This window comes from Streptomyces sp. NPDC006655 (genome assembly GCF_040703965.1).
Classification (GTDB): Bacteria; Actinomycetota; Actinomycetes; order Streptomycetales; family Streptomycetaceae; genus Streptomyces.
The window spans coordinates 1-24921 of sequence record NZ_JBEYJU010000112.1; the positions used below are offsets into that span (position 1 = coordinate 1).

Here is a 24921-nt window from a genome sequence, read left to right on the forward strand (position 1 = left end):
GCGGGCCAGGTGGCTCCGCCACATGACCCGCCACCCCGCACGCCGATCGCACGCACCGAACGCCGCTCCTTTTTTTACGGAGATCCATCAGAAGGGCCCTAGGGGCGCGGGGAACTGCGCGAGCGACCCCCACTCACCCGCACCCGGAGACGAATCCGCCCCCCCACGGCGGGTACCCGGCCCCCATGTCCAGCACCGGCGCCCCGGAGGAGGCGTACACCGCAACCCCCTTCCTCCCCGACGGCCGAGCGCCGAGCCTCCCCGCCCTCCGCCGGGCCGCCGCGCACTGCCGAGGCTGCCCCCTGCACCGCGACGCCACCCGGACCGTCTTCGGCAGGGGAACCCCCCACTCCCGTCTCATGCTCGTCGGCGAGCAACCCGGTGACCAGGAGGACCGGCAGGGCGAGCCCTTCGTCGGCCCGGCCGGGAAACTCCTCGACCGGGCCCTCGCGGACGCCGGCCTCGACCCGGCCGACGCCTACGTGACCAACGCCGTGAAGCACTTCAAGTTCACCCGGGCCGAACCCCGTAAGCGCCGCATCCACCGGGCCCCCACCCTCCGCGAGATGTCGGCCTGCGCCCCCTGGCTCGCCGCCGAGCTGGCCGTCGTCTCCCCGGAGCTGATCGTCGTGCTCGGCGCCACCGCCGGAAAGGCCCTGCTGGGATCGTCGTTCCGGGTCGGCGAGGTGCGCGGGACCGTGCTGGAACGGGAGGTGCACGGCCGCCCCGAACGCCTCGTACCCACCGTCCACCCGTCCTCCGTCCTGCGGTCGGACGACCGTGCGCAGGCCTACCAGGGCCTCGTCGCCGATCTCGAAGTCGCCGCGCGAACCCTGTCGTCATAGTGATCGGTAATGGCTACACTGCCCGAGTGCCTCTTACTTTCACGCTCGATCCCGACATCACCCCCGCCCTCCGCGACGGCGTCCTCGACCTGTGGACGGAGGTGTCCAACGCGGGCGGAGCCGTCGGCTTCGTCGCCCCGGTGACCCCGGAGGACGTCCGTCCCGAACTGGTCCGGCACTTCGTCGCCATGGCCGAGGGCCGCCACCGGCTCCTCGTCGGTCACGACGAGTCCGGCACCGTCGCCGCCACCGCCTTCTTCGCCTTCAACACCCATCGTCTGATGCAGCACTGGGTGTGGCTGTACACGGTGATGGTGCACCCCAAGCACCAGGGCCAGGGCCACGGCCGGGACCTGCTCGCCGCGGCCGCCGACGCGGCCCGCGGATTCGACGGCACGACCGCGATACGGCTCACCTGCCGCGGCGGCCAAGGCCTGGAGAGCTTCTACGGCTCCTGCGGATACCAGGAGGTCGGCCGGGTCCCCGGCGCGATCCGGGTCGCCCCCGGCGACGACCGCGACGACATCACCATGCTGCTCCCCCTGGCCTGACCCGACCCCACTGCAAGATCGGCCCCGCGCCGTGCTTCACTGGACGGTGCCCCTTTTCGTCGTCGGAAGACTGGATTGAGATGCTCCGCTACACGCTGATGCGCCTCGGTATCTTCGCGGGCTGCCTCCTCGTCGTCTGGGGCCTCGTCTACGCCGGTGCGTTCCCCCGCGGCTTCGGCGACTCCAACCTGCTGTGGGTCCTGCTGCTGTCCCTCGTCCTGTCGGCGCCGATCAGTTTCGTCGTGCTGCGCAAGGAGCGGGACCGCGCGTCGGTCCAGGTCTCGCAGCGGGTCGACCGGATGAAGGCCAACATCGAGGCCAACCGCAGCCAGGAGGACGACGTGGCCGACGAGGCCGCCGCCCCGGCCCGCAGCCAGACCTCCTGAACCGCGCGGACGGCTCCCAACCCCCACGCCGCAACTAGGCTTTGGCCCATGGGTGCCGTGAAGACCAAGCGGATGCCGCGGGCGGTCCGTGAGCAGCAGATGCTCGACGCCGCCGTGCGGACCTTCGGACAGCGCGGCTACATGGCCGCGTCCATGGACGAGATCGCCGAACTCGCCGGTGTCTCCAAGCCGTTGGTCTACCTCTACCTCAACTCCAAGGAAGACCTGTTCACGGCGTGCATCCGCCGTGAGGCCGACGCGCTGACCGAGGCGGTCCGCACCGGTGTCCGCCGGGAACTGCCCGCCGACCGCCAGCTCTGGGACGGGCTCCAGGCGTTCTTCGCGCACACCGCCGCCCACCCCGACGGCTGGTCGGTGCTGCACATCCAGGCCCGTACGCACGGCGAGCGGTTCGCCTCCGTGGTGGCGGCGATGCGCGAGGAACTCGTCACGTTCGTGACCCAGCTCATCGCCGTCGCCGCCCGGGAGGCGCACCGTGACCCCGACCTGGCGGAGGGGGAGGTGGCGGGCCTCGCCGAAGCCCTGGTCGGCGCCGCCGAGTCCCTCGCCGCCTGGGCCAACGCCACCCCGGGGGTGACCGCGAAGCAGGCCGCGACGACCCTGATGAACTTCGCCTGGGCGGGCCTGGGCAACCTGATGGAGGGGCGCCCCTGGTCCCCGCCCCACCCGACGACGTCCGATCCGGCCCGTCGCCGTCCGGGGACGCCGCGCTGACCGTCCGCGTCGGCTACCGGGGCGTTCCAGGTGGAACCACTCGGCCGTGCGGCCGGGATCCGTCGTACGGCGCCCCCGGACCGCCGGCACCCGCCAGGACCGTTCCGGACGACGGCACCGGGCCGGTTCCGGGGACCCCGCCCGGTCGTCCCGCTCAGGCCTCCCGCGCGCAGACCCGGCCGCGGACGTGCACCCGGTCCCGGTCCGGGCCTCGCAGTTCGAAGCGGCCGGTGCCGTCCGCCGTGTACAGCACCGTCGCCGGGAGCGGCACCGGCGCCCGGAACTCCGCCGTCACCCGGGCCCGTTCGGGCACCCCGTGGGCGGCGAGGCAGCGGGCGACCGTCCACATGCCGTGCGCGATGGCGCGGGGGAAACCGAAGAGCCGGGCGGTGGACGCGGAGAGGTGGATGGGGTTGCGGTCCCCGGAGGCGGCCCCGTACCGCCGCCCGACGTCGCCGGCGATCCGCCACTCGTCGACGACGGGCAGCGGCTCGTGCTCCGCGCGCGGTTCCGCACCGTCGTACGACGTCCGGTGCCGCGCGAGATAGGTGCTCCGCGACTCCCACACGACGGCCCCGCCGGCCCGCATCTCGGTCAGGACGGCGGCCTCGGTCCCGCGCCGGTGCGGGCGCAGCCCCTCGACGCGGGCGGCGACCTCGTACACCTCGTCCGCGGGCAGCTCCGCGTACCGGGAGATCTCGATGGACGTGTGCACGAGCCCGAGCAGCGGGAGCGGGAAGTCCCGGGCGCTCATCAGCTTCATGGCCAGCGGGAACCCGAGGACGTGGGGGTAGGTGACGGGCAGCCCCTCGGCCCCGGTGGCGAACCCGCAGACGCGCTCGTAGGCGGCGAGCCTCGGCAGGTCGGGGCGGAGCCCGGGGAGCACGAGCGGGGTGCGGGGGAACGCCGCGTCCCCAGCGGGCCTCTTGAAGGGCGACAGCAACGCCCCTCGCACGAACAGGGGCCCGAGGGCGGGCGGTCGGGTCAGTACGGTCACGGAGTCCGCCTTTCCGCTAAGCGCCCAGCAGGCTCTGCCCGCAGACCCGTACGACCTGGCCGTTGACCGCCCCCGACCCCGGCTGCGCCAACCACTCCACCGTCTCCGCCACGTCCCCCGGCGTCCCGCCCTGCCCCAGCGAGTTCATCCGCCGCCCCGCCTCCCGGATGAACAGCGGGATCGAGGCGGTCATCCTCGTCTCGATGAACCCGGGCGCGACGGCGTTCACCGTCACCCCGTGCTCGGCGAGCGCCCGCGGCGCGAGCCCCCGTACCAGCCCGACGATCCCCGCCTTGCTCGCGCCGTAGTTCGTCTGCCCCGCGTTGCCGGCGATCCCGGCGATGGACGCGGTGCCCACGATCCGCCCGCCGGCGTTGACCGCCCCGCGCTCCAGCAGCGCGTCCGTCGTGCGCAGCACGCTCCCCAGGTTCACGTCGAGCACCGAACCCCACCGCTCGGCCGGCATGTTGACCAGCCGCCGGTCCCGGGTGATGCCCGCGTTGTGGACGAGGACGTCGAGCCCCGCCGGCAGCGCGTCGGCGATCCGCGCCCCCGCGTCCGCCGCGGTGATGTCGAGCGTGAGCGCCTCCCCGCCGAGCCGCTCGGCGACCGCGCGGGCCTCCGCCCTGGCCGCCGGTACGTCGAGGACGACCACCCGCGCCCCGTCCCGCGCCAGCGTCTCGGCGACGGCCGCGCCGATCCCGCGCGCGGCGCCGGTGACCAGTGCGGTGCGCCCGGCGAGCGGCCGTTCCCAGTCGTCCGGTACGGCGACGGGGCCCGCGCCGACCTCGATCACCTGCCCGCTGACGTACGCCGACCGCGGGGAGAGCAGGAACCGCAGGGTGGACTCGGCGGACCGGGCGTCCCCTTCGAGGCGGACGAGGTTGACGGTCCTGCCCCGCCCCGCCTCCTTGCCCAGGGACCGGACGAACCCCTCCAGCGCCTGCTGGGCGGCGTACTGGTGGTGGTCCGTGTGGTCGAGCGGGGCGCCGAGCAGGACGATGCGGCCGCTCGCGGCGACCGACCGCACGACGGGGTGCAGGGCCGCGTGCACCTCGCCGAGCGCTTCGACGTCCCGTACGCCGGTGGCGTCGAGGACGACGGCGACGGGGGAGTCGGCCCCGGGCCGCAGGCCGGTGCGGGCCAGTACCGGCGTCAGTTCCGCGTCCAGATCCGGCTTGCCGGCGGTCAGCAGCAGCAACTCTCCGCTGAAGCCGGGACGTTCGGGGGACCGGCGGATCAGCTCGGCCGGTTGCGGCAGCCCGAGCCGCCGGGTGAGGAAACGGCCGGGCGCGGTTCCGGCGAAGCTCAGATAACGGTCTGCCATGCCCAGCCCCCACGTGCTTACTCTGGAGTAAGGTTACCGGAGGTAATCCTATGTCACCGGGTATGGAGAGGTCGAGATGAGCGCTGTGAGGTTCCCTCGCCGGGTCGCGGTGATCGGCGGCAGCCGGATCCCCTTCGCCCGCTCCGACGGCCCGTACGCCACCGTCTCCGACCAGCAGATGCTGACCGCGGCCCTGGACGGGCTCACCGACCGCTACCGGCTGGAACAGCCCGGCGCGGTGGGGGAGTTCGTCGCCGGGGCGGTGCTCGAGCACAGCCGGGACTTCAACCTCGCCCGTGAGACCGTCCTCGGCTCGAGGCTGGACCCGCGCACCCCTGCCTACGACATCCAGCAGGCCTGCGGCACCGGGTTGCAGGCGATCGTCGCCGCCGCCAACAAGATCGCCCTCGGGCAGACGGAGTCCGCCGTGGCCGGCGGCGCGGACACGGCGAGCGACGTACCCCTCGGCGTCAACGACGCGTTGCGCCGGATCCTGCTCGAAGCCCGCCGGGCGAAGTCCCTCGGCGGCCGGCTCGCGGCCCTCGCCAGGATCCGGCCCGGCCACCTCGTCCCCGACATCCCGCGCAACGCCGAGCCGCGCACCGGTCTTTCGATGGGCGAGCACGCGGCGGTGACCGCACGGGCCTGGGGGATCGGCCGGCGGGAGCAGGACGAACTGGCGGCGGCCGGCCACCAGCGGCTGGCGGCCGCGTACGAACGCGGCTTCTTCGACGACCTGGTGGTCCCGTTCCGCGGCCTGGCACGGGACCAGAACCTGCGCCCGGACTCCACCGTGGAGCGACTCGGCCGCCTCAAGCCGGTGTTCGGCACCGCGGACCCCGACCCGGCGATGACGGCCGGCAACTCGACCCCGCTCACCGACGGTGCCGCGCTCGTGCTGCTGGCCTCCGACGACTGGGCGGCCGAGCGCGGCCTGCGGCCGCTCGCGTACCTGACGGCCTGTGAGACCGCCGCGGTCGACTTCGTGCACGGCGACGTCGCGGACGGCGAGGACGGGCTGCTGATGGCGCCGGCGTACGCGGTGCCGCGCATGCTGGAGCGGGCGGGCCTCGACCTCGCGGCGGACTTCGACCTGATCGAGATCCACGAGGCGTTCGCCTCCCAGGTGCTGGCCACCCTCGCCGCCTGGGAGAAACGGGGACTGCCGGCCGTCGACCGGGACCGGCTGAACGTCAACGGCTCCTCGCTGGCCACCGGGCACCCGTTCGCCGCCACCGGGGCCCGGATCGTCGCGACCCTTGCCAAGGCGCTCGCCGAGCGGGAGAGTCCGGGGCGGGGGCTGATCTCCGTCTGCGCGGCGGGCGGTCAGGGGGTGACGGCCGTCCTGGAACGACCGTGACCCGGTCGGTGGGGGGCTGATGTGAGAGACCCTCACGTAACCTCCGGGATTGCACAGGTTTGGCCCCGTACCATCCCGGAAACCTCACAACGCCGCCACAGCGGAGCCGTACGCTCTCCGTCCAACCGCCGGTAACCCCTTTCGGAGGTCCGGCCCCGGTGAACGCCTCGCCGCATGAGGCACGTACGTGATGCAGCAAGCAGTTCACCGCTGCACGCCCGAGGAGCCGCCCCGTGTCCACTTCCTCCTTCCAGAACGCCGCCCCCGTCTCCTCCGGTGTCACGATCAGCGCCACGGACTACGACGGGAAGCCGATCCTGGTCGAGCCCCAGGTCCAACGGCTGGACGGGGCCGTGCGGGAGGCGTACGTACCGCCGTTCGCGCCGCCGATACGGCACGGCTCGCTCGCCGACCTGCCGTTCGAGAACGCCGAGCGGGAGCCGGACGCGGTGGTGCTCAGCCGCAAGACGGGCCCCGAGGACGGGCGCTGGGAGGACGTGACGGCGGCTCAGTTCGCCGAACAGGTGCTGGCGGTGGCGAAGGGGCTGATCGCGGAGGGCCTGATGCCGGGCGACCGGATCGCGGTCATGGCCCGGACGACGTACGAGTGGACCCTGCTCGACTTCGGCGCCTGGGCGGCCGGCCTGGTCACCGTCCCGATCTATCCGACCTCCTCCGTCTTCCAGACCCGCTGGATCCTGCACGACTCCGGCGCGGTCGCCCTGGTCACCGAGGCGAGCGCGCAGGCCGCCGCACTCGGTCCGGAACTCGACCGGCTGCCCGACCTGCGGCACCTGTGGGTGATGGACAAGGGGCACGTGGACCGGCTCGCCGAGGCGGGCGGGCACGTCCACGACGCCGAGGTCGGCGTCCGGCGGGGCATGCTCGGCCCCGACACCCTCGCCACCCTCATCTACACCTCGGGCACCACCGGCCGCCCCAAGGGCTGCGCCCTGTCGCACGGCAACTTCTTCGCCGAGGTCGACAACGCGATCGAACTCCTCTACCCGATCTTCAAGGCCCGCAACGACGAGGAGGTCTCCATCCTCCTCTTCCTCCCCATGTCCCACGTCTTCGGCCGGATGGTGGCGATCGCCTGCGTCCGCGCCCGGGTCCGCCTCGGCCACGCCCCCAGCCTCAAGGCCGAGGAACTGCTCCCGGACCTCGCCGCCTTCAAGCCGACCTGCCTCCTCACCATCCCGTACATGCTGGAGAAGGTCTTCAACACCGCCAGGGCGAAGGCGGAGGCGGGCGGCCGGGTCGCCGTCTTCGACCGCGCCACCGGCATCGCCCAGCGCTACGGCGAGGCACTGGAGGCCAGACAGACCGGCACCGGCGGCGGCCCCGGCCGCGCCCTGAAGACCGCCCGCGCCTTCTACGACCCGCTCGTCTACCGCCGTATCCGCACCGCCATGGGGGGCAGGGTCCGCCACATCATCTGCGGCGGCTCACCGCTGGGCCGCCGCCTCGCCGCGTTCTACGCCGGCGCGGGCATCGAGATCTACGAGGGCTACGGCCTGACCGAGACCACCGCCGCCGCCACCTGCACCCCGCCGCTCAAACCCCGGCTGGGCACGGTCGGCTGGCCGATGCCCGGCACCAAGGTCCGGATAGCCGCCGACGGCGAGATCCTGATCGCGGGCGACCACGTCCTGCGCGGCTACTGGGACCCGGCGGCCGGCGGGGTCGTCCCCGCCACCCGGGACGGCTGGCTGGCCACCGGTGACATCGGTGAACTCGACGACGAGGGCTACCTCACCATCACCGGCCGCAAGAAGGAGATGCTCATCACCGCCGGCGGCAAGTCGGTGGCCCCCGCCCCGCTGGAGAACTGGCTGCGCTCGCACCCCCTGATCTCCCAGGTGATGCTGGTCGGCGACGGACTGCCCTACGTCAGCGCGCTGATCACCCTGGACCGGGACGGCCTCACCCACTGGCGGCAGATGAACGGCAAGCACCCGGTGCCGCCGGAACTCCTCCTGGACGACGCGGAGTTGCGCGCCGTCCTGCAACGGGCCGTCGACGAGGCCAACAAACTCGTCTCCCGCCCCGAGTCCATCCGCCGCTTCACCGTGCTCCCCGTCGACTTCACCGAGGAGGCGGGCCACCTGACCCCGTCGATGAAGCTCCGCCGCGACACGATCATGAAGGACTTCGCGACCGAGATAGAAAGCCTGTACGCCAAGTAGTTCAGCGCCGCTCAGTGTCAGCGCCCCGACAGGGGCGCTGGGGGTCCCCCCCGGCCGGAGGCTGGGGGAGGAACTGCGCGACCAGCCCCCCCGGCGCCGCACCCGAAGAACCGTCGGCCGCCTCGCTCACCCCTCCTCGGCCAGCCGGTCCAGCCACTCCCGCAACAGCTGCTGCTCCGCCCCACTGAGCACCGTCTGCTCGGGAAGCCGGGCGCGCAGCGCCCGCGCCGCCCCGGCCGGCCCCGCGGCGCGCACCGCCGGCTCCTCGGTGGTGATCGCCGTGACCATCGCCTCCCTCAGGGTGCCGAGCAGCGCCGGGTCGCGGTCGGACTCCGGCATGGACAGCCAGGTGAGGACGGCGCCGCGGGCCGTGGCGTGGATGACGTCGGCCGCGAGCGGCTCGCTCACGCGCAGCAGCCCGGCGACGGCGAGCCGCCGTACCCGGCCGCGGAGGATCTCGAGGCCGGTCCGGAAGGCCGGCGAGTCCCGGCGCGAGACGTCGCCGTACATCAGCGAGTACAGCGCGGGGTTCTCCAGGCCGAACCGGACCGCCAGGTCCCAGCTGTCCCGCAGGTCCTGGATCGGGTCCTCGGGGTCGGGGTCGACCTTCTTGCTCGCGAGGAAGGTGGCGAAGCCGTGCTCGGCCACCGCCTCCAGCAGCCCCTCCTTGTCGCCGAACAGCCGGTAGATGGCCGGGGGCTGGAGCCCCGCGGCGACGGCCACCGCGCGTGTGGTGAGGGCGTCCCGTCCGGCGCGCTCCAGCAGGGCGATGGCGGCGTCGACGACGCGTCGGCGGGTGTCCGTGTCACGTGGTTCCGAGGGCATGCCTCGATGATATCGCCGATACCGCTACTTCGCTTCCATCGTTAGTATCGATGTTACGCTGAAATTGTTACCATCGATATCGTCTCGTGGAGGACATCGTGATCATCGTGACCGGAGCGACCGGACAGCTCGGCAGCCGGATCGTGGCGCGACTGCTGGACCGGGTGCCGGCCGACCGGGTCGGCGTCAGCGTCCGGGACCCGAAGAAGGCGCGGGCTCTCGCCGACCGGGGGGTGCGGGTGCGCCAGGGCAGCTTCACCGAGCCGGAAGGACTCGCGCACGCCTTCGAGGGCGCGTCCCAGATCCTGCTCGTCTCCGTCGACCGGATGGGTGAGGAGACCGTACGGCAGCACCGCGCCGCCATCGAGGCCGCGGCCGCGGTCGGCGCCCGCCGGGTCGTCTACACCGCCCAGATGGGCGCGAGCCCCACCTCCCGCTTCCAGGCCTGCCGCGACCACGCGGCCACGGAGCGGGACCTGGCCGACTCCGGCCTGTCCTGGACCTCGCTGCGCAACGGCTTCCACGCCACCAGCGGGCTCGACTTCCTGACCCAGGGCCTGGCGTCCGGACGGGTCGCCCTGCCCGCCGACGGCCCCGTCTGCTGGACGGCCCACGACGACCTGGCGGAGGCGGCCGCCGTCGTGCTGGCCGACGAGGGCCGCTTCGAGGGGCCGACGCCCCCGCTGACCGGCTCGGAGGCGCTCACCTTCGCCGACCTCGCCGAACTGGCCGGGGCGACCAGGACCACGGTCGCCGACGACGAGTTCGTCCGCCATCTGGTCGGCGGCGGGGTCCCGGAGGAGACGGCCGGACACCTGCTCGGCATCTTCACCGCGGCCCGCGAGCACGAGTTCGCGACCGCCGATCCCGCCCTGGCGGACCTGCTCGGCCGCGAACCCGTCTCCATGCGGACACTGCTGCGCGAGCGCCTGGCCGGGTGAGGGGCCGCCCGCCTGGTGCATTCCGGCGGAAAACGACGAGAAGGTACCGAAAGGGGGCCGGAAGGGTACCGAGAAGGGGCCGGGAAGACGCCGGGAAGACTCCGGGGGAACGTCAAGAAGACGCAGGGGAGCCACAGGGGGGCGTAGGGGAAACACGGAATTGAATACAGCTGCCTCCGGCGGGTCGCCGCGGTCTTCCGTGCTTCCCCGCACCCCGCTCCCGTGAGAAAAGGCAGGAGCCCCGTCGCCGGATGGCGCGGGGCTCCTTGGGTACTGCACTCAGTATGCGATCAGACTTGGTTTGTCTGGGATCAGACGGGGGTGACGTTCTCCGCCTGCGGACCCTTCGGGCCCTGCGTGACGTCGAAGCTCACCTGCTGGTTCTCCTCGAGAGAGCGGAACCCGCTGGCGTTGATCGCGGAGTAGTGGACGAAGACGTCGGGGCCGCCGCCTTCCTGGGCGATGAAGCCAAAGCCCTTTTCGGCGTTGAACCACTTCACGGTTCCGGTAGCCATAAGCCCTCCTTGGGCTCAAAAGGGTCGCCCTGCTCCAGAACCTGCAAGTGTGAAAACAAACTAAGTGCCGCACAACTGCATATGTCTGAAAACGACGAGAGCCCGCGGTTACATGCTCCGCAGGCTCTGTACTGCAAGGGAAACCAAACTGCAACTTGCGGCGAGCCTAGCATGTGGGCAGCCGAATGCAACAGAGGCCAAGATCACGTCACCCGGACGTTTGAATGATCCCGGTGGGGCTTGACGGCGGGGGCGGTCTCAGCACCGTACCCCATGGGGTCTAGCCTCGCGATGTGGACAATTCTCGCACCCGGCCGCGCGTCGGACACATCCAGTTCCTGAACTGCCTGCCCCTGTACTGGGGGCTCGCGAGAACCGGCACCCTCCTCGACTTCGAGCTCACGAAGGACACCCCGGAGAAGCTCAGCGAGCGACTGGTGCACGGGGACCTCGACATCGCCCCCATCACCCTGGTCGAGTTCCTGCGCAACGCCGACGACCTGGTCGCCTTCCCGGACATCGCCGTCGGCTGCGACGGCCCCGTGATGTCCTGCGTGATCGTCTCGCAGGTCCCGCTGGACCAGCTGGACGGCCGCCGGGTCGCCCTCGGCTCCACCTCGCGCACCTCGGTACGCCTGGCCCAGCTGCTGCTCGCCGAGCGCTACGGCGTCCAGCCCGACTACTACACCTGCCCGCCCGACCTCAGCCTGATGATGCAGGAGGCGGAGGCGGCGGTACTGATCGGCGACGCGGCCCTGCGCGCCAACCTGCTGGACGGCCCGCGCTACGGCCTCGAGGTGTACGACCTCGGCGCGCTGTGGAAGGAGTGGACGGGGCTGCCCTTCGTCTTCGCGGTCTGGGCGGCGCGCCGCGACTACCTGGAGCGCGAGCCGGGCATCACCCGTGAGGTGCACACCGCCTTCCTCGACTCCCGCGACCTCTCCCTGGAGGAGGTCGCCAAGGTCGCCGAACAGGCCGCCCGCTGGGAGGCCTTCGACGAGGCGACCCTGGCCCAGTACTTCACCACCCTCGACTTCAGCTTCGGCGCGCCGCAGCTCGCGGCGGTCGCCGAGTTCGCCCGCCGGGTGGGCCCGACGACCGGGTTCCCGGCGGACGTGAAGGTCGCTCTGCTGGAACCCTGACAGGCAATAGGCTGCTGCGTGGACTCCGGGGGGTCCGGACTCTCTCAGGGGTGGGGGGACGCATGCAGCCGCTCGCGGATGACGAACCGACGGCCGTGGGGCCCTACCGGCTGCTCGGCCGGCTCGGCTCCGGCGGCATGGGCCGGGTCTACCTCGGCCGGTCGGCGGGCGGCCGTACGGTCGCGGTGAAGATCGTGCACCCGCACTTCGCGCCGGACGAGGAGTTCCGGGCCCGGTTCCGCCGCGAGGTGGCCGCCGCCCGGAGGGTCGGCGGCGCCTGGACGGCCCCCGTACTGGACGCCGACCCGGACGCGCCGGTGCCCTGGGTCGCCACCGCCTACGCGGCCGGACCCTCCCTGACAGCCGCCGTCACCGACGGCGGTCCGCTGCCCGCGCACACGGTACGGGCGCTCGGCGCGGGGCTCGCGGAGGCGCTGGCGGCCGTCCACGAACTGGGCCTGGTGCACCGGGACGTGAAGCCGTCCAACGTGCTGCTCACCCTGGACGGGCCGCTGCTCATCGACTTCGGCATCGCCCGGGCGACCGACGGCACCGCGTCGCTGACGTCCACGGGGGTCTCGATCGGCTCACCGGGATACATGTCTCCCGAACAGATCCTCGGCAAGGGCGTCACGGGCGCCGCGGACGTCTTCTCGCTGGGGGCGGTGCTGGCGTACGCGGCGAACGGGGAGCCGCCCTTCCGGGGCGACTCGTCGGCCGCGCTGCTCTACAAGGTCGTCCACGAGGAACCGGAACTCGGCTCGTTGAGCGGTGAGTTGCGGGCGGTGGCCGAGGCGTGTCTGGCCAAGGAGGCGGGGGAGCGGCCGGGGCCTGCGGAGCTGGCCCGGCGGCTGGCTCCGCAGGGGGCCGCGCGGCTGGTGACCGGCGGGTGGCTGCCGGGGGCGCTGGTGGAGCGGGTGAGCCGGAGCGCCGTACAGGTGCTGAACCTCGACGCGGGCGCGGACGCGGCGGCGGACGTGGCGGAGGCATCCGGGTCGGGGCCGGTGGGGTTCAGCAGTCCCTCGGTGGGGGAGTTCGGGCCACCACCGCCGGAACCGCCCCTTGAGGCCGGGGCTTCCGTGACTCCTGTGACCGCTGGGGCCGCTGGTCTGGACCCGTCGCCCGGAAAGGTGTCGGTGAGCGTCGCGGCGACCGCCGTACCCGCGGAGGGCGGGCGCGGGCGCCGGGTCAGCTGCACGGTGGCGCTGGCCGTGGCCGGTGCCCTGGCCGTGGCGACGGTCGGACTCGGCTTCCTGGCACGAACGTGGCTCCACGGCGACGACGGCAGCAGCGCGGGGTCCAACCAGGCGGGCTCCACCCCTGGCTCCTCGGGTGGCGCCACGGCGTCCGGGGGCGCGATCCCGGCCTCCTACCTCGGCACCTGGGAGGGCACGGCCACCGCCCTGGAGGGCAACCTCCCCATGGGCACCTTCCGGGTCACCGTCGTGCAGGCGACCGTCGGCGCGGAGCTCGGCCGACTGCGCCAGACCGACCAGCTGGGCGGGGTCTGCACGGACGTCCTCACCCTGAAGTCGGTGACGAGGACGAGGCTCGTCGCCTCCTCCACGGGCGCCAAGGGCAACCACGACGGCTGCGACCCCGACACGAACACCGTCTACCTGACCCCGGACCACGACACCCTGGTCTACACCTCGGACAGCTCGGCAGAGGGCAACCCGGTGTCCGTGATGACGAAGACGTCGGGCTGACCCACCGCCCCTGTCCTACTGCGGTGTCGTGACCGTGACGTGTTCGCCGGTGCCCAGGTGCAGCATGCCCTTGCCGGGCTGGATGGGGCCGCCGACCATGGCGCGGGTCGTGCGGATGCCGATCAGCTCGCCGGAGCCGGACTCCTGCGGGGAGAGCAGGATGCCCCGGCGGGCCTTCTTGGCGTCGACCTGCCAGCCGGAGAAGCCGTCGCAGATCTCGTCCTCGTCACCCGCGATGACGACCGCCAGGCCCTCCTCGGCCCCCCGCTCCACGATCCGCTTGAAGACGTCCTCGGCGTCGCAGTCGTCCAGCACCTCGGCGTCGTCCACGAGGACGACGACCGGATCGGCCGGGGTGGCGGTGTTCACCAGCTCCTCCAGCTCGTCCTCGTCGACGTCCCGTCCGGTGAAGACCTTCAGCACCCCTTCCCGGCCCTCGAGTTCACGCAACGGGGACTGCCGGGGCGCGGCGATCACGATCCGTACGCCGTTGGCGAGGTAGGAGCGGGCGAAGCCCAACAGGCTCGTGGACCGGCCCGACTTGGCCGGTCCGCCGATCACGAACGCCGGCACACCCTGGGCGAGGTCCGGTCCGAAGGCGGTCAGTTCGTCACCGCCGACACCGACCAGCGCCCACAGCTTGGAGGCCGTCGCGGCGGGGTCCCGCATCGCCCAGGCCTCCTCGAAGGAGATCCGGCCGGGCAGCACGTCCACCCGGAACGGCCGCCGTGCGCGCGGCACCTGCGCGTCCCTGGCCTCGGCCGCCTCGGCGATCGCGACGATCGCGGCGGCCTGCCCCTGCCCGGTGGTGTCCGCGGAGAGCAACGCGAACTGCGTCTCCGCGGCCGTCTCGCTGCGGAACGCGCGGCCCGGCGGGATCTCCTCCGGCACCTTGCGGGAGTTGATGTCCAGCATGGAGAAGTCGGCGCGGTCGGCGAGCCGCAGCCCGTACTTGTCCTCGGTGAGGGAGGAGATCCGCCCGGCCAGGATCTGCCGGTCACCGGTGAGGACGAGATGGATGCCGACGCTCGCGCCCTCCCGCATCATCACCATGATCTGGTCGGTGAGGTCGCCGTGGTTCAGCTCGCCGAGGGTCGGCAGCCAGCCCTCCCAGCGGTCGAGCAGCAGCACGATGTGCGGCAGCCGCTCCGCCTCCGGAACGGCCGCCCGCTGCTCACCGACGTCCGCGAACCCCCGCTCCGCCAGCAGTTCCTGACGCCGCGACAGCTCCCCCGACAGCCGTGCCATGAGCCGCTGGACGCGCTCGGTCTGGTTCCGGCCGACGACCGCACCGCAGTGCGGCAGCCGGGTCAGCGCGTTCAGCGCGCCGTTGCCGCAGTCGATGCCGTAGAGGTGGACGTCGGCACAGGAGTTGGTGCGGGCCAGCGAACCGGCGATGGTCCGCAGCACCTGCGAACGCCCGGTGCGCGGGGCACCCGCGACGATGAGGTGCCCGAAGGTCGCGAAGTCCACGGCGACCGCACGGCGCGCCTGGTCGGCGGGCAGGTCCTCGACACCGTACGGGGCGGCGGGCAGCGCGCCCTGCGCCCGGACGGCCGGCACGTCGTCCAGCAGGAGGGTGTCGTCGAGGGCGGGCAGCCACGGGGAGTGCTGGGCCGGGATGCCGAGCGCGGTGTTGGCCTCGCGCACGGCGTCGACGAGCACCTTCAGGTCGGTGATCTCGTCGTCCTCCTTCGTCTCCGACCTGGGCTTGCGCAGCGCCGCCCGTCCGAGGTCCTGCCAGGACAGCGCCCCGGCCCAGGGGGCGAGGGTGGCCGGATCGGCGGCGCCCGGCCGCCGGCCGCCGACCCGCCCCGACTGGAAGGGGACCAGCGAGGCATGCCCCAGCCGGACGTACGCCCGGCCCGGCGTGCTCTTCGCGATGTGCCCGGCGTCGGGCGCGTCGATGACGTCGGTCGACTCACCGGCGTCGGTCACGCGCAGCGCGATGCGGAGGTTGGTGTTGGCACGGATCTCGGGGGAGACGACGCCGGAGGGCCGCTGGGTGGCGAGGAGCAGGTGGATCCCGAGGGAACGCCCGCGCTGGGCGATGTTCACGAGTCCCGTGACGAAGTCGGGCAGATCGCGCACCATGGACGCGAACTCGTCGATGACGATGAGCAGTCGGGGCACCGGCGGGTGCGACGGGTCCCTCCTGACCAGGTCCTGGTAGTCCTCGATGTCCTTGGCGTCGGCGGCGGCGAGGATGTGCTCGCGCCGCTTCAGCTCGGCGCCCAGGGACTCCAGGGCGCGTTCCACCAGGTGGGCGTCGAGGTCGGTGACCATGCCCACCGTGTGCGGCAGCTTCACACAGTCCTTGAACGCCGAGCCGCCCTTGTAGTCGACGAGGACGAAGGTCATGTTCTCGGGGGTGTTGGCGACGGCGAGCGCGGCCACGATGGTCTGAAGCAGCTCGGACTTGCCGGAACCGGTGGTACCCGCGATGAGCCCGTGCGGGCCGTCGCGCCGCAGGTCGATGCCGAAGGGACCGTCGTACGACTCCCCGATGACGGCCATGGTCGACTGCCCGCCCATCCGCCACCGGGCGGCGATCGCGTCCCGCGTGGGCGGCTCCAGCTGGAGCACGTCGAGCAGCCGGCTGGCGGCGGGCAGCGCCGAGTCCTCGCTCTCCCCGCTGATGTCCCGCAGCGGGGAGAGCGAACGGGCGAGCCGGGCGCACCAGGCGGCGGAGACGAAGTCGGGCCGCACGTTCCGCTTGCGCAGCGCCCCGCTCTGCTCGACGCGCAGCCGCAACTCCAGCTCCTGCGGCGCCTGCTCCTCGCCGGTGTCGGCCTGGGGATGCCAGGCCTGGAAGGAGGGGAAGCCGCCGACGGCCTGCTGCGGTACGGCCGCCGCCGCGTCCTGGCCCGCCACCGGCTCGGCGACGACGACGCCCTGGCACTCCCCGGGCAGGAACCGCTCCTCCTCGTCGAGGCAGAGGGAGTGGATGGCCACCCCCGGCCCCTCCCGCAACAGCCGGACGACACCGGGCAGCGACCGCAGCCGCCGCGATCCGTCCCATACGACGACGATGTCCGGGTCGGAGAACGCCGGGCCGTCCGCCTTGTTGCGGCCACCCTGCTTGAGGGCCTTCTGCCGGCCGTCGAGGAGCTGCGTGAGCTCGCCGACGCGGGCGCCGACGGTCTCGGAGTCGGTGCCGATGAGCACGTTGACGTCCTGGCCGCTGCCCGGACGGGAGTGCGGCAGCCAGCGCACCCAGTCCCAGCGGGTGCCGGCGTCGTGGTCGGTGAGGACGTAGAACTGCACGTCCATGGGACTGTGCAGGACGGCGGTCTGCGCAACGGCCCAACGCCCCAGCGCATGCGCGGAGTCACCGGGTCCGGCGACGCCGATCACCCCGAGGTCGCGCAGCGACAGGCCGACCGGGGCGTCCTCGATGTACCAGCGGACCTTGCGCTTGTGCTCGTCCTGCTCGGGGTCGTCGAGCTCGACCTCGGAGGGGACGCGTCCGGTGCCGAAGCGGATCAGCAGGTGGTCGGCGTCGGTACGGCGCCGCTCCCACAGCCGGGTCCGCGGCCCGGTGCCGTACGTCAGCACGGCGGCGGGGTCCGGCACCGCGCTGCGCCGCTCCGACCGCTCGGCGACGAGGGCCTCCTGTGCCTCTCCCTCGATCCGCGCCTTGTGCTCCTTGTACTCCTTGAGCTGCTTGGCGTGGGACTTCCTGCCGTGCTTCTTGTCCATGAAGTAGTTGCCGAAGAGCATGACCGGACTCATCAGCGCCATGATCAGGTAGTACCAGCGCCCGAACATGAGGACGGAGACGACGGCACCGACGAGCGGCAGCAGCGCCATCAGCCAGGGCAGCGGCCGGGCCTCGTAGTCGCCGGGCGGGTTCGGCAGCGCGAAGTGCGTCTGCCGGTCGGCGGGACGCAGCCGCGGGGGCCGGTTGTAGTCGAGCCCGGCACCGTCGTCGGACCACTTGAGCGCGGCGTTCGGGGGCGCGTACGAGGTGATCTCGAACAGGCTGTTGCCGAGAGCGAGTTGGGCGCCGAGCGGCCAGTCGTCGTCGCCCTTGATTTCCTCCCCGTCCAGCCGGGCGTCCGCGGTGTGCACCTGGAGTTTGCAGGTGCCGTCGATGGAGATGGAGAGGGTCGCGGCGCGCGCCGGCAGTTCGGGGTCCTCGACGCGGAGGTGGGAGGCGGCCCCGGTGCCGATGTCGTACCGCCCGACGCCGAGCCGGTGCACGGCGCCCGCGGCCGGGCCGCCCGCGACCCGGAACTCCACGATGCCGGTGGGCTCCCCCATCAGGCAGCCGGCGGGATCGTGCAGGGAGACGACGACACCGTCACGCAGCGGCGAGCCGACGACGGTGGCGGCGGGGTCGAGGGCGTACCCGTCGACGTAGGCCTGCGGGCCGGACACCTGGAAGGGGGCGGCCTGCCCGCGGTGCGCGCCGATGGGGATGACCTGGGCGCCGCCCCCGTCGGCGGCCGGGAACCCGGAACCGACCTGCCGGGCCAGTTCCCGGGCGACGTCACCGACCGTCGACTCGGGATCCGCGTCGAGCACCACGTCGGCGGTGGCGCCGCCGACCGGATCGACGACCGTCAGACTCAGGCGCACGTTGTCTCCCCCTCGCAGGCCCGGCACATCCGCAGTGACCTTAGCCGGAACCCGGCCGGAGGGCTTTCCCGGGTGCAACGGGAGTGCGCCGGTTCACGATTCCCTCGCACAAGGTCCCTGCGGCCACCCGTGTCCCACCCGTAGGATCTTTGCTCGTGCGGACGGCCGGGCCATGGCCACGGATCCGCGCGATCGGCGCCACGGGGGCAGGCCCTGCGGCCACACGAACGGGAGGGGGCCGTCATGGCCGGCAAAGACACGGATCTCACATATGCCGAGATGGAGAAGGTCGCGGGCGACCTGATCAAGGACATGCACGAGCTTGAGGACAAGATCAAGAACGTGGAGAAGCGGGTCAGCGCCCTGGTGGAGAACGGCTTCACCACCCAGAAGGCCTCGGGAGCGTACGACGACTCCATGAAGGACTTCACCAAGGGCGCGACGAAGACGATCCAGGGCCTGCACGGCCTCTCGGACTTCCTGAAGAAGGCGAAGGAAGCGTACGAGCAGCTGGACGACCAGCTGGCGAAGCAGGCCAAGGGCTGATCACCGCCTCGGCAGAGCAGGGCCCACGTCGGTGCGATGGAGCGGTCGGCTGTCGCACCGGCGGGTTGTGTGCGGATGTTTTACCAGGTGTCGCGACGGGGGTAGTTGTGTCTGATCAGACGGCTGATCTCTCACGCATCAAGGAGAGCGCTCGCTCGATTTCCAGAATCCACAAGGAGTTCGCCGGAAACGCGAATCCGGCGAAGGGCCTTGGGGTGCCCGTCTTCGGTGAACAGGGCCTAGTCGACGTCTTCGACGACTTCGGCGACAACTGGAGGGTTCACCGTGGCCGGCTGCTGGACGAGTTGGAGAAGCTCTCGAAGATCCTCACCGCCGCGGCGAAGGGCTACGAGGACATTGATCACCAACTCGCCGACGCCTTGCGCGGCACGGATGCCAAGCCGGCCGGGCCCGTGGGAGGGGCGAAATGACGCGCCCTCGGGCCGACGAGTGGTCTGTCATCGGGGAGCCGGCCGATCCGGTACCGGGCGATCCGGACGAAGTCGCCAGGCTCGGTCGGGATTTGCGGAAAACCGCCGAATCCATCAAGAAGCAAGCTGCGGAGATCAAGGCACTTTCCTCGGTCGAAGCCTGGAAGAGCAAGGCGGCGACGGAATTCCGGCAGCAGGCGGCAGAGGCCGAGGGGAAACTGCGCAAGGCCTTCCAGCGCTATGACGCAGCGGCCGACGCGCTGGGCGAGCGGGTTCTGGACGGTTCGTCCTCCACCGAGTACGCCTCGGAGCTCCACCGGGCGCAGCAGATGGCCGACAAGGCGCTCCGGGACGCCCGGACCGCCGACGAAGAGCACCGGGCGAGCGGGAGTGCCCTCGACAAGCTGCCCAAGGACACCCCCGACGACGATCCGGGCCGCAAGAAGCTGCAGAAGCGCCAGGAGGCCGCCGGTTCGGCGCTGGAGCGGGCCAAGAGGGACTTGGAGACGGCGAAGGAAGTCCGGGACGCGGCGGCCAAGCGAGCCCGCGACGCGATCCGGCACGCCATCGATCACGACGGCCTCAAGGACAGCCGCTGGGACAAGTTCAAGGGGTGGGTGCACGATCACGCGGGGGCGATCGAGACGCTCCTTGCGTGGAGTGGCTGGATCGCCACCATCTGCGGGACGCTGTCCTTGATGGTGGGATGGATCCCGATCGTCGGTCAGGCGCTCGCCGGCATCCTGGGCAGTATCGCACTGCTCGCCACCCTGGTGTCACTCGTGGGGCACCTTCTGCTGGCCCTGTCGGGTGACGGAAGCTGGTTCGACGTCGCCCTCGACGTGGTCGGGCTCGTCACGCTGGGCATCGGCCGTGGTGCCATCGCGGGAGCCAAGGGCGCGTCGCTGGCCGCCAAGGCCACCGCGAGGTCCGCGGCGGGACGAGCTCTCAGGGCCGGTATCAGGGCAAGGCCCGGCACGGCCGCCTATCAGCGGGCCGTGAACCAGACGTGGAAGCAAGCCAACGCGCTCAGCGGCGGTGCCCTGAGGGGGAAGGCCGGTGTCGAGGCCATCGCCGGAGCGCCGAAGGGATGGAATCCGGGAACCGCCCGGCTCATGGACGCCTTCAGCCCGAAGTCGATCGGCAAGGAGACATGGGAAGGCCACAAGGGCGTCAAGGACCTTCGGTTGAGCAACCTTCGGCAGATGGGTGACGGCTCCGCCTGGGCGGGAGCCCGGCCGCGGATCGGGGACAGCGGCATCGCCGGGCTGGAGAAGAGCATGGGGCAGATCTCTGAGTCCCTGCGGGCCGACGATGCGGTGAAGGCGGCCAGCGGTGTATTCAAGACACAGACCCGGATCTGGGCAGGCTCGACCTCTGTAGCCTCGGCCACCGACCTTGTCGACAAGGGCGAGATCACGGGCTGGATCGGCGATCATGTCGGGATCAGCGGGCTGGACGACGGGCTCTGGTCGGCGACCGGGGTCAAGGGCGCCACGACGACGGGCGGCGGGTGAGCGGACAGGTGAAGGCCGAGCAGCGGACAACGGCGGAAGCGCCGGGCAGACGGGGCGTCCTGGTGCGTCCCAGAGGTATGCGCCCGCACAACGCCGATGTCGTACGCCGGGCTCGTCTCTATGCCGACGGAAAGACCCTCGTCGTACGCGACCAGCGACTGCGTGAGCGCCGGTATCCGGTCGGCGCCGGAGGCATTCGGCGCGCCGCGTTCCTCCCGCCGCCCCCCGACGTGTGGGAAACCGTCACCAAACGGCCTGCGGAACGCTGGGGCGTGCTCGTCTTCGAGGACGAGGAAGGGCGCGAGGTCCTGTGCGTCCCGCTCGCCGAGTGGCTGCCGGAAGCCGGTGTCGTAGGCATCCTGGACCTGAAACCGGCGAAATGCCTGGACCGGACCGGGCTGCGGGAGCTGGCCGCCGCCCTCGGTGTCCCGGTGGAGGAGAAACCAGGTTCGAAGACCGGTGAACGCGAGCCCTTGGAACGGACCTCAGGACCCACTCAGGACCGTGCGGTTCACCGCGAACTACCCCGCTGGCACAGCTGGACCAGAGGACTCGGGTTCCTCGGCTGGCTCGTCGCTCTCGTCGTTGCCTTCGCGTCCGATGTCGACTGGTGTCTGCCGATCGCCGCGGCCGCGCTGCTCGCCGTACCGGCAGCCGACGCTGTGGTGCGCGTCGGAGCGTGGTGGCGAAACCGAGGGGACGACGACCGACGGTTCGCCGACGCGGTGGTGATCACTCCCGAGCCGGTTCCAGGCGAGGGGGCCACACCGAGGTTCCGTCGTACGGCGTCCGTACGCGTGCTGCCTGGTGACGTGGTGCTGACCGACACCGTCGGTCGGGAGCGGTGGCTCGGACGCGATGGCGCGCGCGGCGTCGCGCGGCTCGTACGGCTCGTGTCTGCGGGGGACAGGGAGCCGCTGGGCGTCGAGTTCAGGGACCGCGGTGGCGAGGTTCGGGCGCTGTTGCCATGGCGGTACTGGTTCGCCGGTCCGCAGGGCCTGAGCCGTTGGGAGGAAACGGTCTCGGCGCTCTCGGTTTCCGCAGTGGACGAGGAACTGTGCAGCGCCAGGCGCCGCACGGAGGCCACGGAGCCCTGGTGGAACGGTCACCCCCTGGCAGCGGACGCCCGGACGATGTCTCCCCTGCCTGCCAAGGACGCCCGGACAGAGACGAGTTGGCACAGCTCTGTGATCGGCGGCAACGAGTTGTTGGTCGTTCCTCTCCTCAGCCTCGTCCTGCTCGCCGGAGTCTTCGGTGACACCCTTGCGGTGCGCCTGGCCGGTGTGTTCTCGGCTGTGACCATCGTGGCCGAATGGGCCCCGGTCGCGACGAAGTCGCTGTTCAGCCGCTTCCACTACGACAAGCCGGACAAGAATGCGTGACGCCACCGGCCGGACCGACGACACCGGAGCCACTGTGACCGCGAACGTGGACAGCACCCGCTCTCCCGCTTCCCCCGCCGACTACCGGCTGCTGCTGCCGGACGGCTGGTTCCGGGTACGGATCGACCCGGAGGGGCGCGAACGCTCGGTCGACGCCTTGGTCGACCTTCAGTTCGCGGGAGTCGACAACGCACCTCACCTCAAGCGGCAGCTACGCGACGAACTCCTGACTCAGGCCACGGCGGCCTACCGGGACGGGGGAATCGAGCTGTATCTGAGCCTCCAGCAGGCGGGCCCCCTCACGATTCCAGCCTCCCTGCTGATCATGTTGGTGCGACCCGCATCCGGCACAGTCCAGCCCGATCCGACCGAACTGGCCAGGCGTCTGTCGGCCGACATGGACGCCGAAGCCACGGTCGTGGAGCTGGCGGCGGGCACGGTGGTCCGGGTGCGCCGCGATACAGGGCGACCGGACACTCCTGCTCCGGACGGCGCGCCCGGAAGCGCTGGCGAGGTGCTGCCCTCGGTCACGGTGGACTACCAGCTGCCCGTGCCGGGAACCGCGGCGCACCTCCTGCTGACCTTCTCCACCCCCCTTCTGCAGATCGCCGACGCCATGGTCGAGCTCTTCGACGCGGTGGCCGGCTCGCTCACCTGGTTGGACGGTGACGGTACCCATGAGTGACATCGAGACATGCGGCATCATCTGTCCGACGGACTGGGTGCCGCTGGCGCTCGACCCGTCGGACGACGTGAAGAGGTGGGCCAAGAACACCGCGACGGAACTCTGCGAGCGGAGCAGCGCGGCCGGTTACAAGCTGGACAGCAGCACCCTGCGGAAGGACCTGCGGGGCTGGGCCGAGGACAGCCGCAGCCGTGCTCCGCTGTACGGCTTCGCCTTCTACCCCGACGGGTTCGACACTGCTCTGGCTCTTCTGGAGGTCGAGGTCGTCCGGCCCGACGACACGGTGCCCCGGTTCTCTCTCGACTGGCTGGCCGACACCTTCAGCGCACATGACTTCGGACCTCCGCAGATCTCCCATCCCGAACTGCCGATCGGCCCCGCCGTGCGGCTCCGCCAGAACTTCGCGGCGGACGGCATGCCCCGCAGCGGCCCCGGAGTGCTGCTCCAGACCGTCACGTTCGGAATCCTCCCCAAAGGCACCGACAACGCCGTCGTGCTTCAGGTGTCCTGGAGTGTGCCGGGCATCGACGAGGAGATCGAGGAGGCCGCGGACAGCATCGTGCGGACGCTGACGGTGGGGTTCTGAGCCGACCGAGCCAGGCGGCCGGTGGAAGGATGCACTCGTGGAGTGGGTCAACTGTGCTTGTCGTCCCTCCTGAGGGCGACCGGCGCTGCAAGCTCCGTTCGTCTCAACGCGCGATGGTGGCACTGGTGTACCTGTGCGAACACACCCCCACTCGCGTAAATTGCTGCACACGCCCGCCGAGTGCGACAGGGGCGGCGACGGACGGGCCGCCAGCACTCGGCGAACTGGAGGCCGAGGCAGCGGATCTCTGAGTTCGGCGACATCGAACTGTCAAGCGCGCGACGGGCATAGCCGAGGACACCCATGTCGGCGTGGCACGTTTCCTCGCATGCCGTGCCGTACGGGAACTGCGCGAGCGTGGCCTGATCGTCACGGTGCGAGGCAAAAGATCCTTCGTCGTGGAACGGTCCGCTGTCGCCCTATGGGAAGAGGGCGATCCGAGCCGGGCCTGCAAGGTCGTCTCACTCTCGGACGCGCTCAGTCCCCATCGGTTCACCGCCGAGGCTTTCGGTATCGGTCGCCAGGTCGTTGAAGGAGACCGTCTGCAAGACGGCTGTCGTCATGTCGCAGAACTCGCCCCAGTAGTCCAACGCCGCAGTGTCGATCGTGAAGACTGCGGTGTACGGACCTGTCGGAAACGGTACGTGGACCTGGATCTAGCCGGTGAGCAGCTTGGCCTGCTCGCAGGTCGCGGTCATGTCCGCGCTGAGGGTGAGCTCACGCAGGGATATGCGGGAGACGGCTGGACCGCAGGGAAGGTCGAGCCAGCGGGCATCGTTCATCGGATCGGAGGCAAGCGTTGCCAGGATGCCCTGGGCGGCTACGTCCGGGTCCGAATGGTCGGAGGCGTACGCAGCCACTGTGAAGGAACAGTGGGCCACACCGCCGGTGTCCAGGGCGAAGAGCCCAAAGCCCGAGAACGCGAGTCCCGCGTTCGCCATCGCTTCCGTGACAAGTTCGTAGAAGGGCGCCGCTGACTGCCAGAGCGTGTCGTCGCCGCCCGGATAGAGGCCGCGTACGAACTCCACGGCTGCGGCGGGCCGCTCTGCTCCGGACGCGTCGACCGGAAGGGCATGGATGCCCTCCGGGGGCGAGCGAAGAGGACCGGACACGGCTCGCGGTGATCTGCGCGCTGTCCACAGGTGACCTCATGGCTTCCACCGTGGACTACGCGAGCATCTGCGTGACCGCGGTCGACGAGGCATTGTGCACGGCCACGGTTTTCGTCTCCCTCACCGACAGCCCGGAAGCGCCTGGTGGCGTCAGGGGCGCGACCAAGGCAATCGCCTCGGGACTCCGTCGGACAGGGACGGACGAGGTGACAGAGGTCGAACTGCCCTGCGGCCTGGCCGTGACGTGCATCGGCACCAGGAACACATGGCCCACTCGCTGCGGTGGGTGTGAGACGCACCTCCCGAGCTCCAGGTTCTGGGTCAGTTCGGCGTCCACGACCAGTCGGTCAGCCGCGCGCCGTTCTTCCTCCGTGTACGGAACCGACGGCGAACTGCCCGGCGCTCGTCCGCGCCCACGAAGCGTCCTGTGCTGCAACGGGCGTGCGGCAGGGTTCGGTGGCACTAGGGTGCGTTTCAGAAGTGGATCTTGATGTGTCAAGATCCACTTCGTGGGGAGGCACGATCTGACGAATGCGCAGTGGGCGAAGCTGGAGCC

The 24921-nt window shown here is 71.4% G+C and carries 21 protein-coding genes; 15 read left to right on the forward strand and 6 right to left on the reverse strand.

Annotated features, from left to right (window positions below):
• The first annotated feature begins 185 nt into the window (after positions 1–185).
• The 4 genes from AB0958_RS38350 to AB0958_RS38365 all read left to right on the forward strand — a co-directional run bounded on the left by AB0958_RS38350 (position 186) and on the right by AB0958_RS38365 (position 2517).
• The gene (locus AB0958_RS38350) at positions 186–845 is read left to right on the forward strand and encodes a UdgX family uracil-DNA binding protein (RefSeq protein ID WP_366895117.1); all 660 of its coding nucleotides are present in this window, start codon (positions 186–188) and stop codon (positions 843–845) included.
• A 26-nt stretch (positions 846–871) separates the two neighbouring features.
• Positions 872–1396, forward strand: coding sequence for a GNAT family N-acetyltransferase (locus AB0958_RS38355; RefSeq protein WP_366895118.1), 525 nt, complete (start codon positions 872–874; stop codon positions 1394–1396).
• An 80-nt stretch (positions 1397–1476) separates the two neighbouring features.
• On the forward strand, positions 1477–1782 hold the full coding sequence (locus tag AB0958_RS38360) for a DUF4229 domain-containing protein (protein WP_366895119.1): 306 nt from the start codon (positions 1477–1479) through the stop codon (positions 1780–1782).
• Positions 1783–1830: 48 nt separating this feature from the next.
• Positions 1831–2517, forward strand: a complete 687-nt coding sequence (locus tag AB0958_RS38365; RefSeq protein ID WP_366895120.1) for a TetR/AcrR family transcriptional regulator — start codon at positions 1831–1833, stop codon at positions 2515–2517.
• 154 nt (positions 2518–2671) lie between these two features.
• On the opposite strand, the gene AB0958_RS38370 is transcribed toward AB0958_RS38365, so the two are convergent.
• Together AB0958_RS38370 and AB0958_RS38375 are read right to left on the reverse strand one after the other, a co-directional pair.
• Positions 2672–3514, reverse strand: coding sequence for a MaoC/PaaZ C-terminal domain-containing protein (locus AB0958_RS38370; protein ID WP_366895121.1), 843 nt, complete (start codon positions 3512–3514; stop codon positions 2672–2674).
• Between the two features lie 16 nt (positions 3515–3530).
• Complete coding sequence (locus AB0958_RS38375; protein WP_366895122.1) at positions 3531–4841, reverse strand: 3-oxoacyl-ACP reductase; 1311 nt, start codon at positions 4839–4841, stop codon at positions 3531–3533.
• A 76-nt stretch (positions 4842–4917) separates the two neighbouring features.
• On the opposite strand from AB0958_RS38375, the gene AB0958_RS38380 reads away from it, so the two are divergent.
• Together AB0958_RS38380 and AB0958_RS38385 are read left to right on the forward strand one after the other, a co-directional pair.
• Positions 4918–6201 (forward strand): acetyl-CoA C-acetyltransferase, encoded by a 1284-nt coding sequence (locus AB0958_RS38380; RefSeq protein ID WP_366895123.1) that lies wholly within the window; start codon positions 4918–4920, stop codon positions 6199–6201.
• 284 nt (positions 6202–6485) lie between these two features.
• Positions 6486–8390: an AMP-dependent synthetase/ligase gene (locus AB0958_RS38385; protein ID WP_366895134.1), complete on the forward strand. Its 1905-nt coding sequence runs from the start codon at positions 6486–6488 to the stop codon at positions 8388–8390.
• A gap of 126 nt (positions 8391–8516) precedes the next feature.
• Here the strand turns inward: AB0958_RS38385 and AB0958_RS38390 are convergent, their stop codons facing one another.
• Positions 8517–9215: a TetR/AcrR family transcriptional regulator gene (locus AB0958_RS38390; protein ID WP_366895124.1), complete on the reverse strand. Its 699-nt coding sequence runs from the start codon at positions 9213–9215 to the stop codon at positions 8517–8519.
• 98 nt (positions 9216–9313) lie between these two features.
• Between AB0958_RS38390 and AB0958_RS38395 the strand changes: the two genes are divergently transcribed.
• On the forward strand, positions 9314–10156 hold the full coding sequence (locus tag AB0958_RS38395; RefSeq protein ID WP_366895135.1) for an NAD(P)H-binding protein: 843 nt from the start codon (positions 9314–9316) through the stop codon (positions 10154–10156).
• 311 nt (positions 10157–10467) lie between these two features.
• Here AB0958_RS38395 and AB0958_RS38400 read toward each other — a convergent pair whose 3' ends face one another.
• Entirely contained in the window at positions 10468–10671 is a 204-nt protein-coding gene (locus tag AB0958_RS38400; protein ID WP_003992177.1) for a cold-shock protein, read from the reverse strand.
• A 293-nt stretch (positions 10672–10964) separates the two neighbouring features.
• Between AB0958_RS38400 and AB0958_RS38405 the strand changes: the two genes are divergently transcribed.
• Both AB0958_RS38405 and AB0958_RS38410 read left to right on the forward strand, forming a co-directional pair.
• Positions 10965–11813, forward strand: coding sequence for a menaquinone biosynthesis protein (locus tag AB0958_RS38405; protein WP_366895125.1), 849 nt, complete (start codon positions 10965–10967; stop codon positions 11811–11813).
• Between the two features lie 62 nt (positions 11814–11875).
• Positions 11876–13522 carry a serine/threonine-protein kinase gene (locus AB0958_RS38410; RefSeq protein WP_366895126.1) on the forward strand — a complete coding sequence of 549 codons (1647 nt, stop codon included), beginning with the start codon at positions 11876–11878 and terminating at the stop codon, positions 13520–13522.
• A 15-nt stretch (positions 13523–13537) separates the two neighbouring features.
• Here the strand turns inward: AB0958_RS38410 and AB0958_RS38415 are convergent, their stop codons facing one another.
• Positions 13538–18106 (reverse strand): FtsK/SpoIIIE domain-containing protein, encoded by a 4569-nt coding sequence (locus AB0958_RS38415; RefSeq protein WP_366895127.1) that lies wholly within the window; start codon positions 18104–18106, stop codon positions 13538–13540.
• A 243-nt stretch (positions 18107–18349) separates the two neighbouring features.
• Here AB0958_RS38415 and AB0958_RS38420 point away from each other — a divergent pair, with 243 nt between their 5' ends.
• The 6 genes from AB0958_RS38420 to AB0958_RS38445 all read left to right on the forward strand — a co-directional run bounded on the left by AB0958_RS38420 (position 18350) and on the right by AB0958_RS38445 (position 23253).
• A complete protein-coding gene (locus AB0958_RS38420) occupies positions 18350–18652 on the forward strand; it encodes a WXG100 family type VII secretion target (protein ID WP_132890319.1) in 303 nt (100 codons plus the stop codon).
• A 107-nt stretch (positions 18653–18759) separates the two neighbouring features.
• A complete protein-coding gene (locus AB0958_RS38425; protein ID WP_366895128.1) occupies positions 18760–19083 on the forward strand; it encodes a hypothetical protein in 324 nt (107 codons plus the stop codon).
• Positions 19080–20600: a putative T7SS-secreted protein gene (locus AB0958_RS38430; RefSeq protein WP_366895129.1), complete on the forward strand. Its 1521-nt coding sequence runs from the start codon at positions 19080–19082 to the stop codon at positions 20598–20600. The genes AB0958_RS38425 and AB0958_RS38430 overlap by 4 nt, the downstream gene beginning before the upstream one ends.
• A 62-nt stretch (positions 20601–20662) precedes the next feature.
• Complete coding sequence (locus tag AB0958_RS38435) at positions 20663–21982, forward strand: hypothetical protein (protein ID WP_366895130.1); 1320 nt, start codon at positions 20663–20665, stop codon at positions 21980–21982.
• Positions 21975–22667: a hypothetical protein gene (locus AB0958_RS38440; RefSeq protein ID WP_366895131.1), complete on the forward strand. Its 693-nt coding sequence runs from the start codon at positions 21975–21977 to the stop codon at positions 22665–22667. The genes AB0958_RS38435 and AB0958_RS38440 overlap by 8 nt, the downstream gene beginning before the upstream one ends.
• On the forward strand, positions 22660–23253 hold the full coding sequence (locus AB0958_RS38445) for a hypothetical protein (protein ID WP_366895132.1): 594 nt from the start codon (positions 22660–22662) through the stop codon (positions 23251–23253). Before AB0958_RS38440 ends, AB0958_RS38445 begins: the two co-directional genes overlap by 8 nt.
• Before the next feature lie 656 nt (positions 23254–23909).
• On the opposite strand, the gene AB0958_RS38450 is transcribed toward AB0958_RS38445, so the two are convergent.
• Positions 23910–24281, reverse strand: coding sequence for a hypothetical protein (locus tag AB0958_RS38450; protein WP_366895133.1), 372 nt, complete (start codon positions 24279–24281; stop codon positions 23910–23912).
• Positions 24282–24921 lie beyond the last annotated feature (640 nt).

Coding starts and splice junctions, on each gene's coding strand:
- AB0958_RS38375 (WP_366895122.1), bottom strand. CDS start 4,841: ATGGCAGACCGTTATCTGAGCTTCGCCGGAACCGCGCCCGGCCGTTTC.
- AB0958_RS38430 (WP_366895129.1), top strand. CDS start 19,080: ATGACGCGCCCTCGGGCCGACGAGTGGTCTGTCATCGGGGAGCCGGCC.
- AB0958_RS38390 (WP_366895124.1), bottom strand. CDS start 9,215: ATGCCCTCGGAACCACGTGACACGGACACCCGCCGACGCGTCGTCGAC.
- AB0958_RS38420 (WP_132890319.1), top strand. CDS start 18,350: ATGGCCGGCAAAGACACGGATCTCACATATGCCGAGATGGAGAAGGTC.
- AB0958_RS38400 (WP_003992177.1), bottom strand. CDS start 10,671: ATGGCTACCGGAACCGTGAAGTGGTTCAACGCCGAAAAGGGCTTTGGC.
- AB0958_RS38445 (WP_366895132.1), top strand. CDS start 22,660: ATGAGTGACATCGAGACATGCGGCATCATCTGTCCGACGGACTGGGTG.
- AB0958_RS38350 (WP_366895117.1), top strand. CDS start 186: ATGTCCAGCACCGGCGCCCCGGAGGAGGCGTACACCGCAACCCCCTTC.
- AB0958_RS38365 (WP_366895120.1), top strand. CDS start 1,831: ATGGGTGCCGTGAAGACCAAGCGGATGCCGCGGGCGGTCCGTGAGCAG.
- AB0958_RS38360 (WP_366895119.1), top strand. CDS start 1,477: ATGCTCCGCTACACGCTGATGCGCCTCGGTATCTTCGCGGGCTGCCTC.
- AB0958_RS38440 (WP_366895131.1), top strand. CDS start 21,975: ATGCGTGACGCCACCGGCCGGACCGACGACACCGGAGCCACTGTGACC.
- AB0958_RS38380 (WP_366895123.1), top strand. CDS start 4,918: ATGAGCGCTGTGAGGTTCCCTCGCCGGGTCGCGGTGATCGGCGGCAGC.
- AB0958_RS38410 (WP_366895126.1), top strand. CDS start 11,876: ATGCAGCCGCTCGCGGATGACGAACCGACGGCCGTGGGGCCCTACCGG.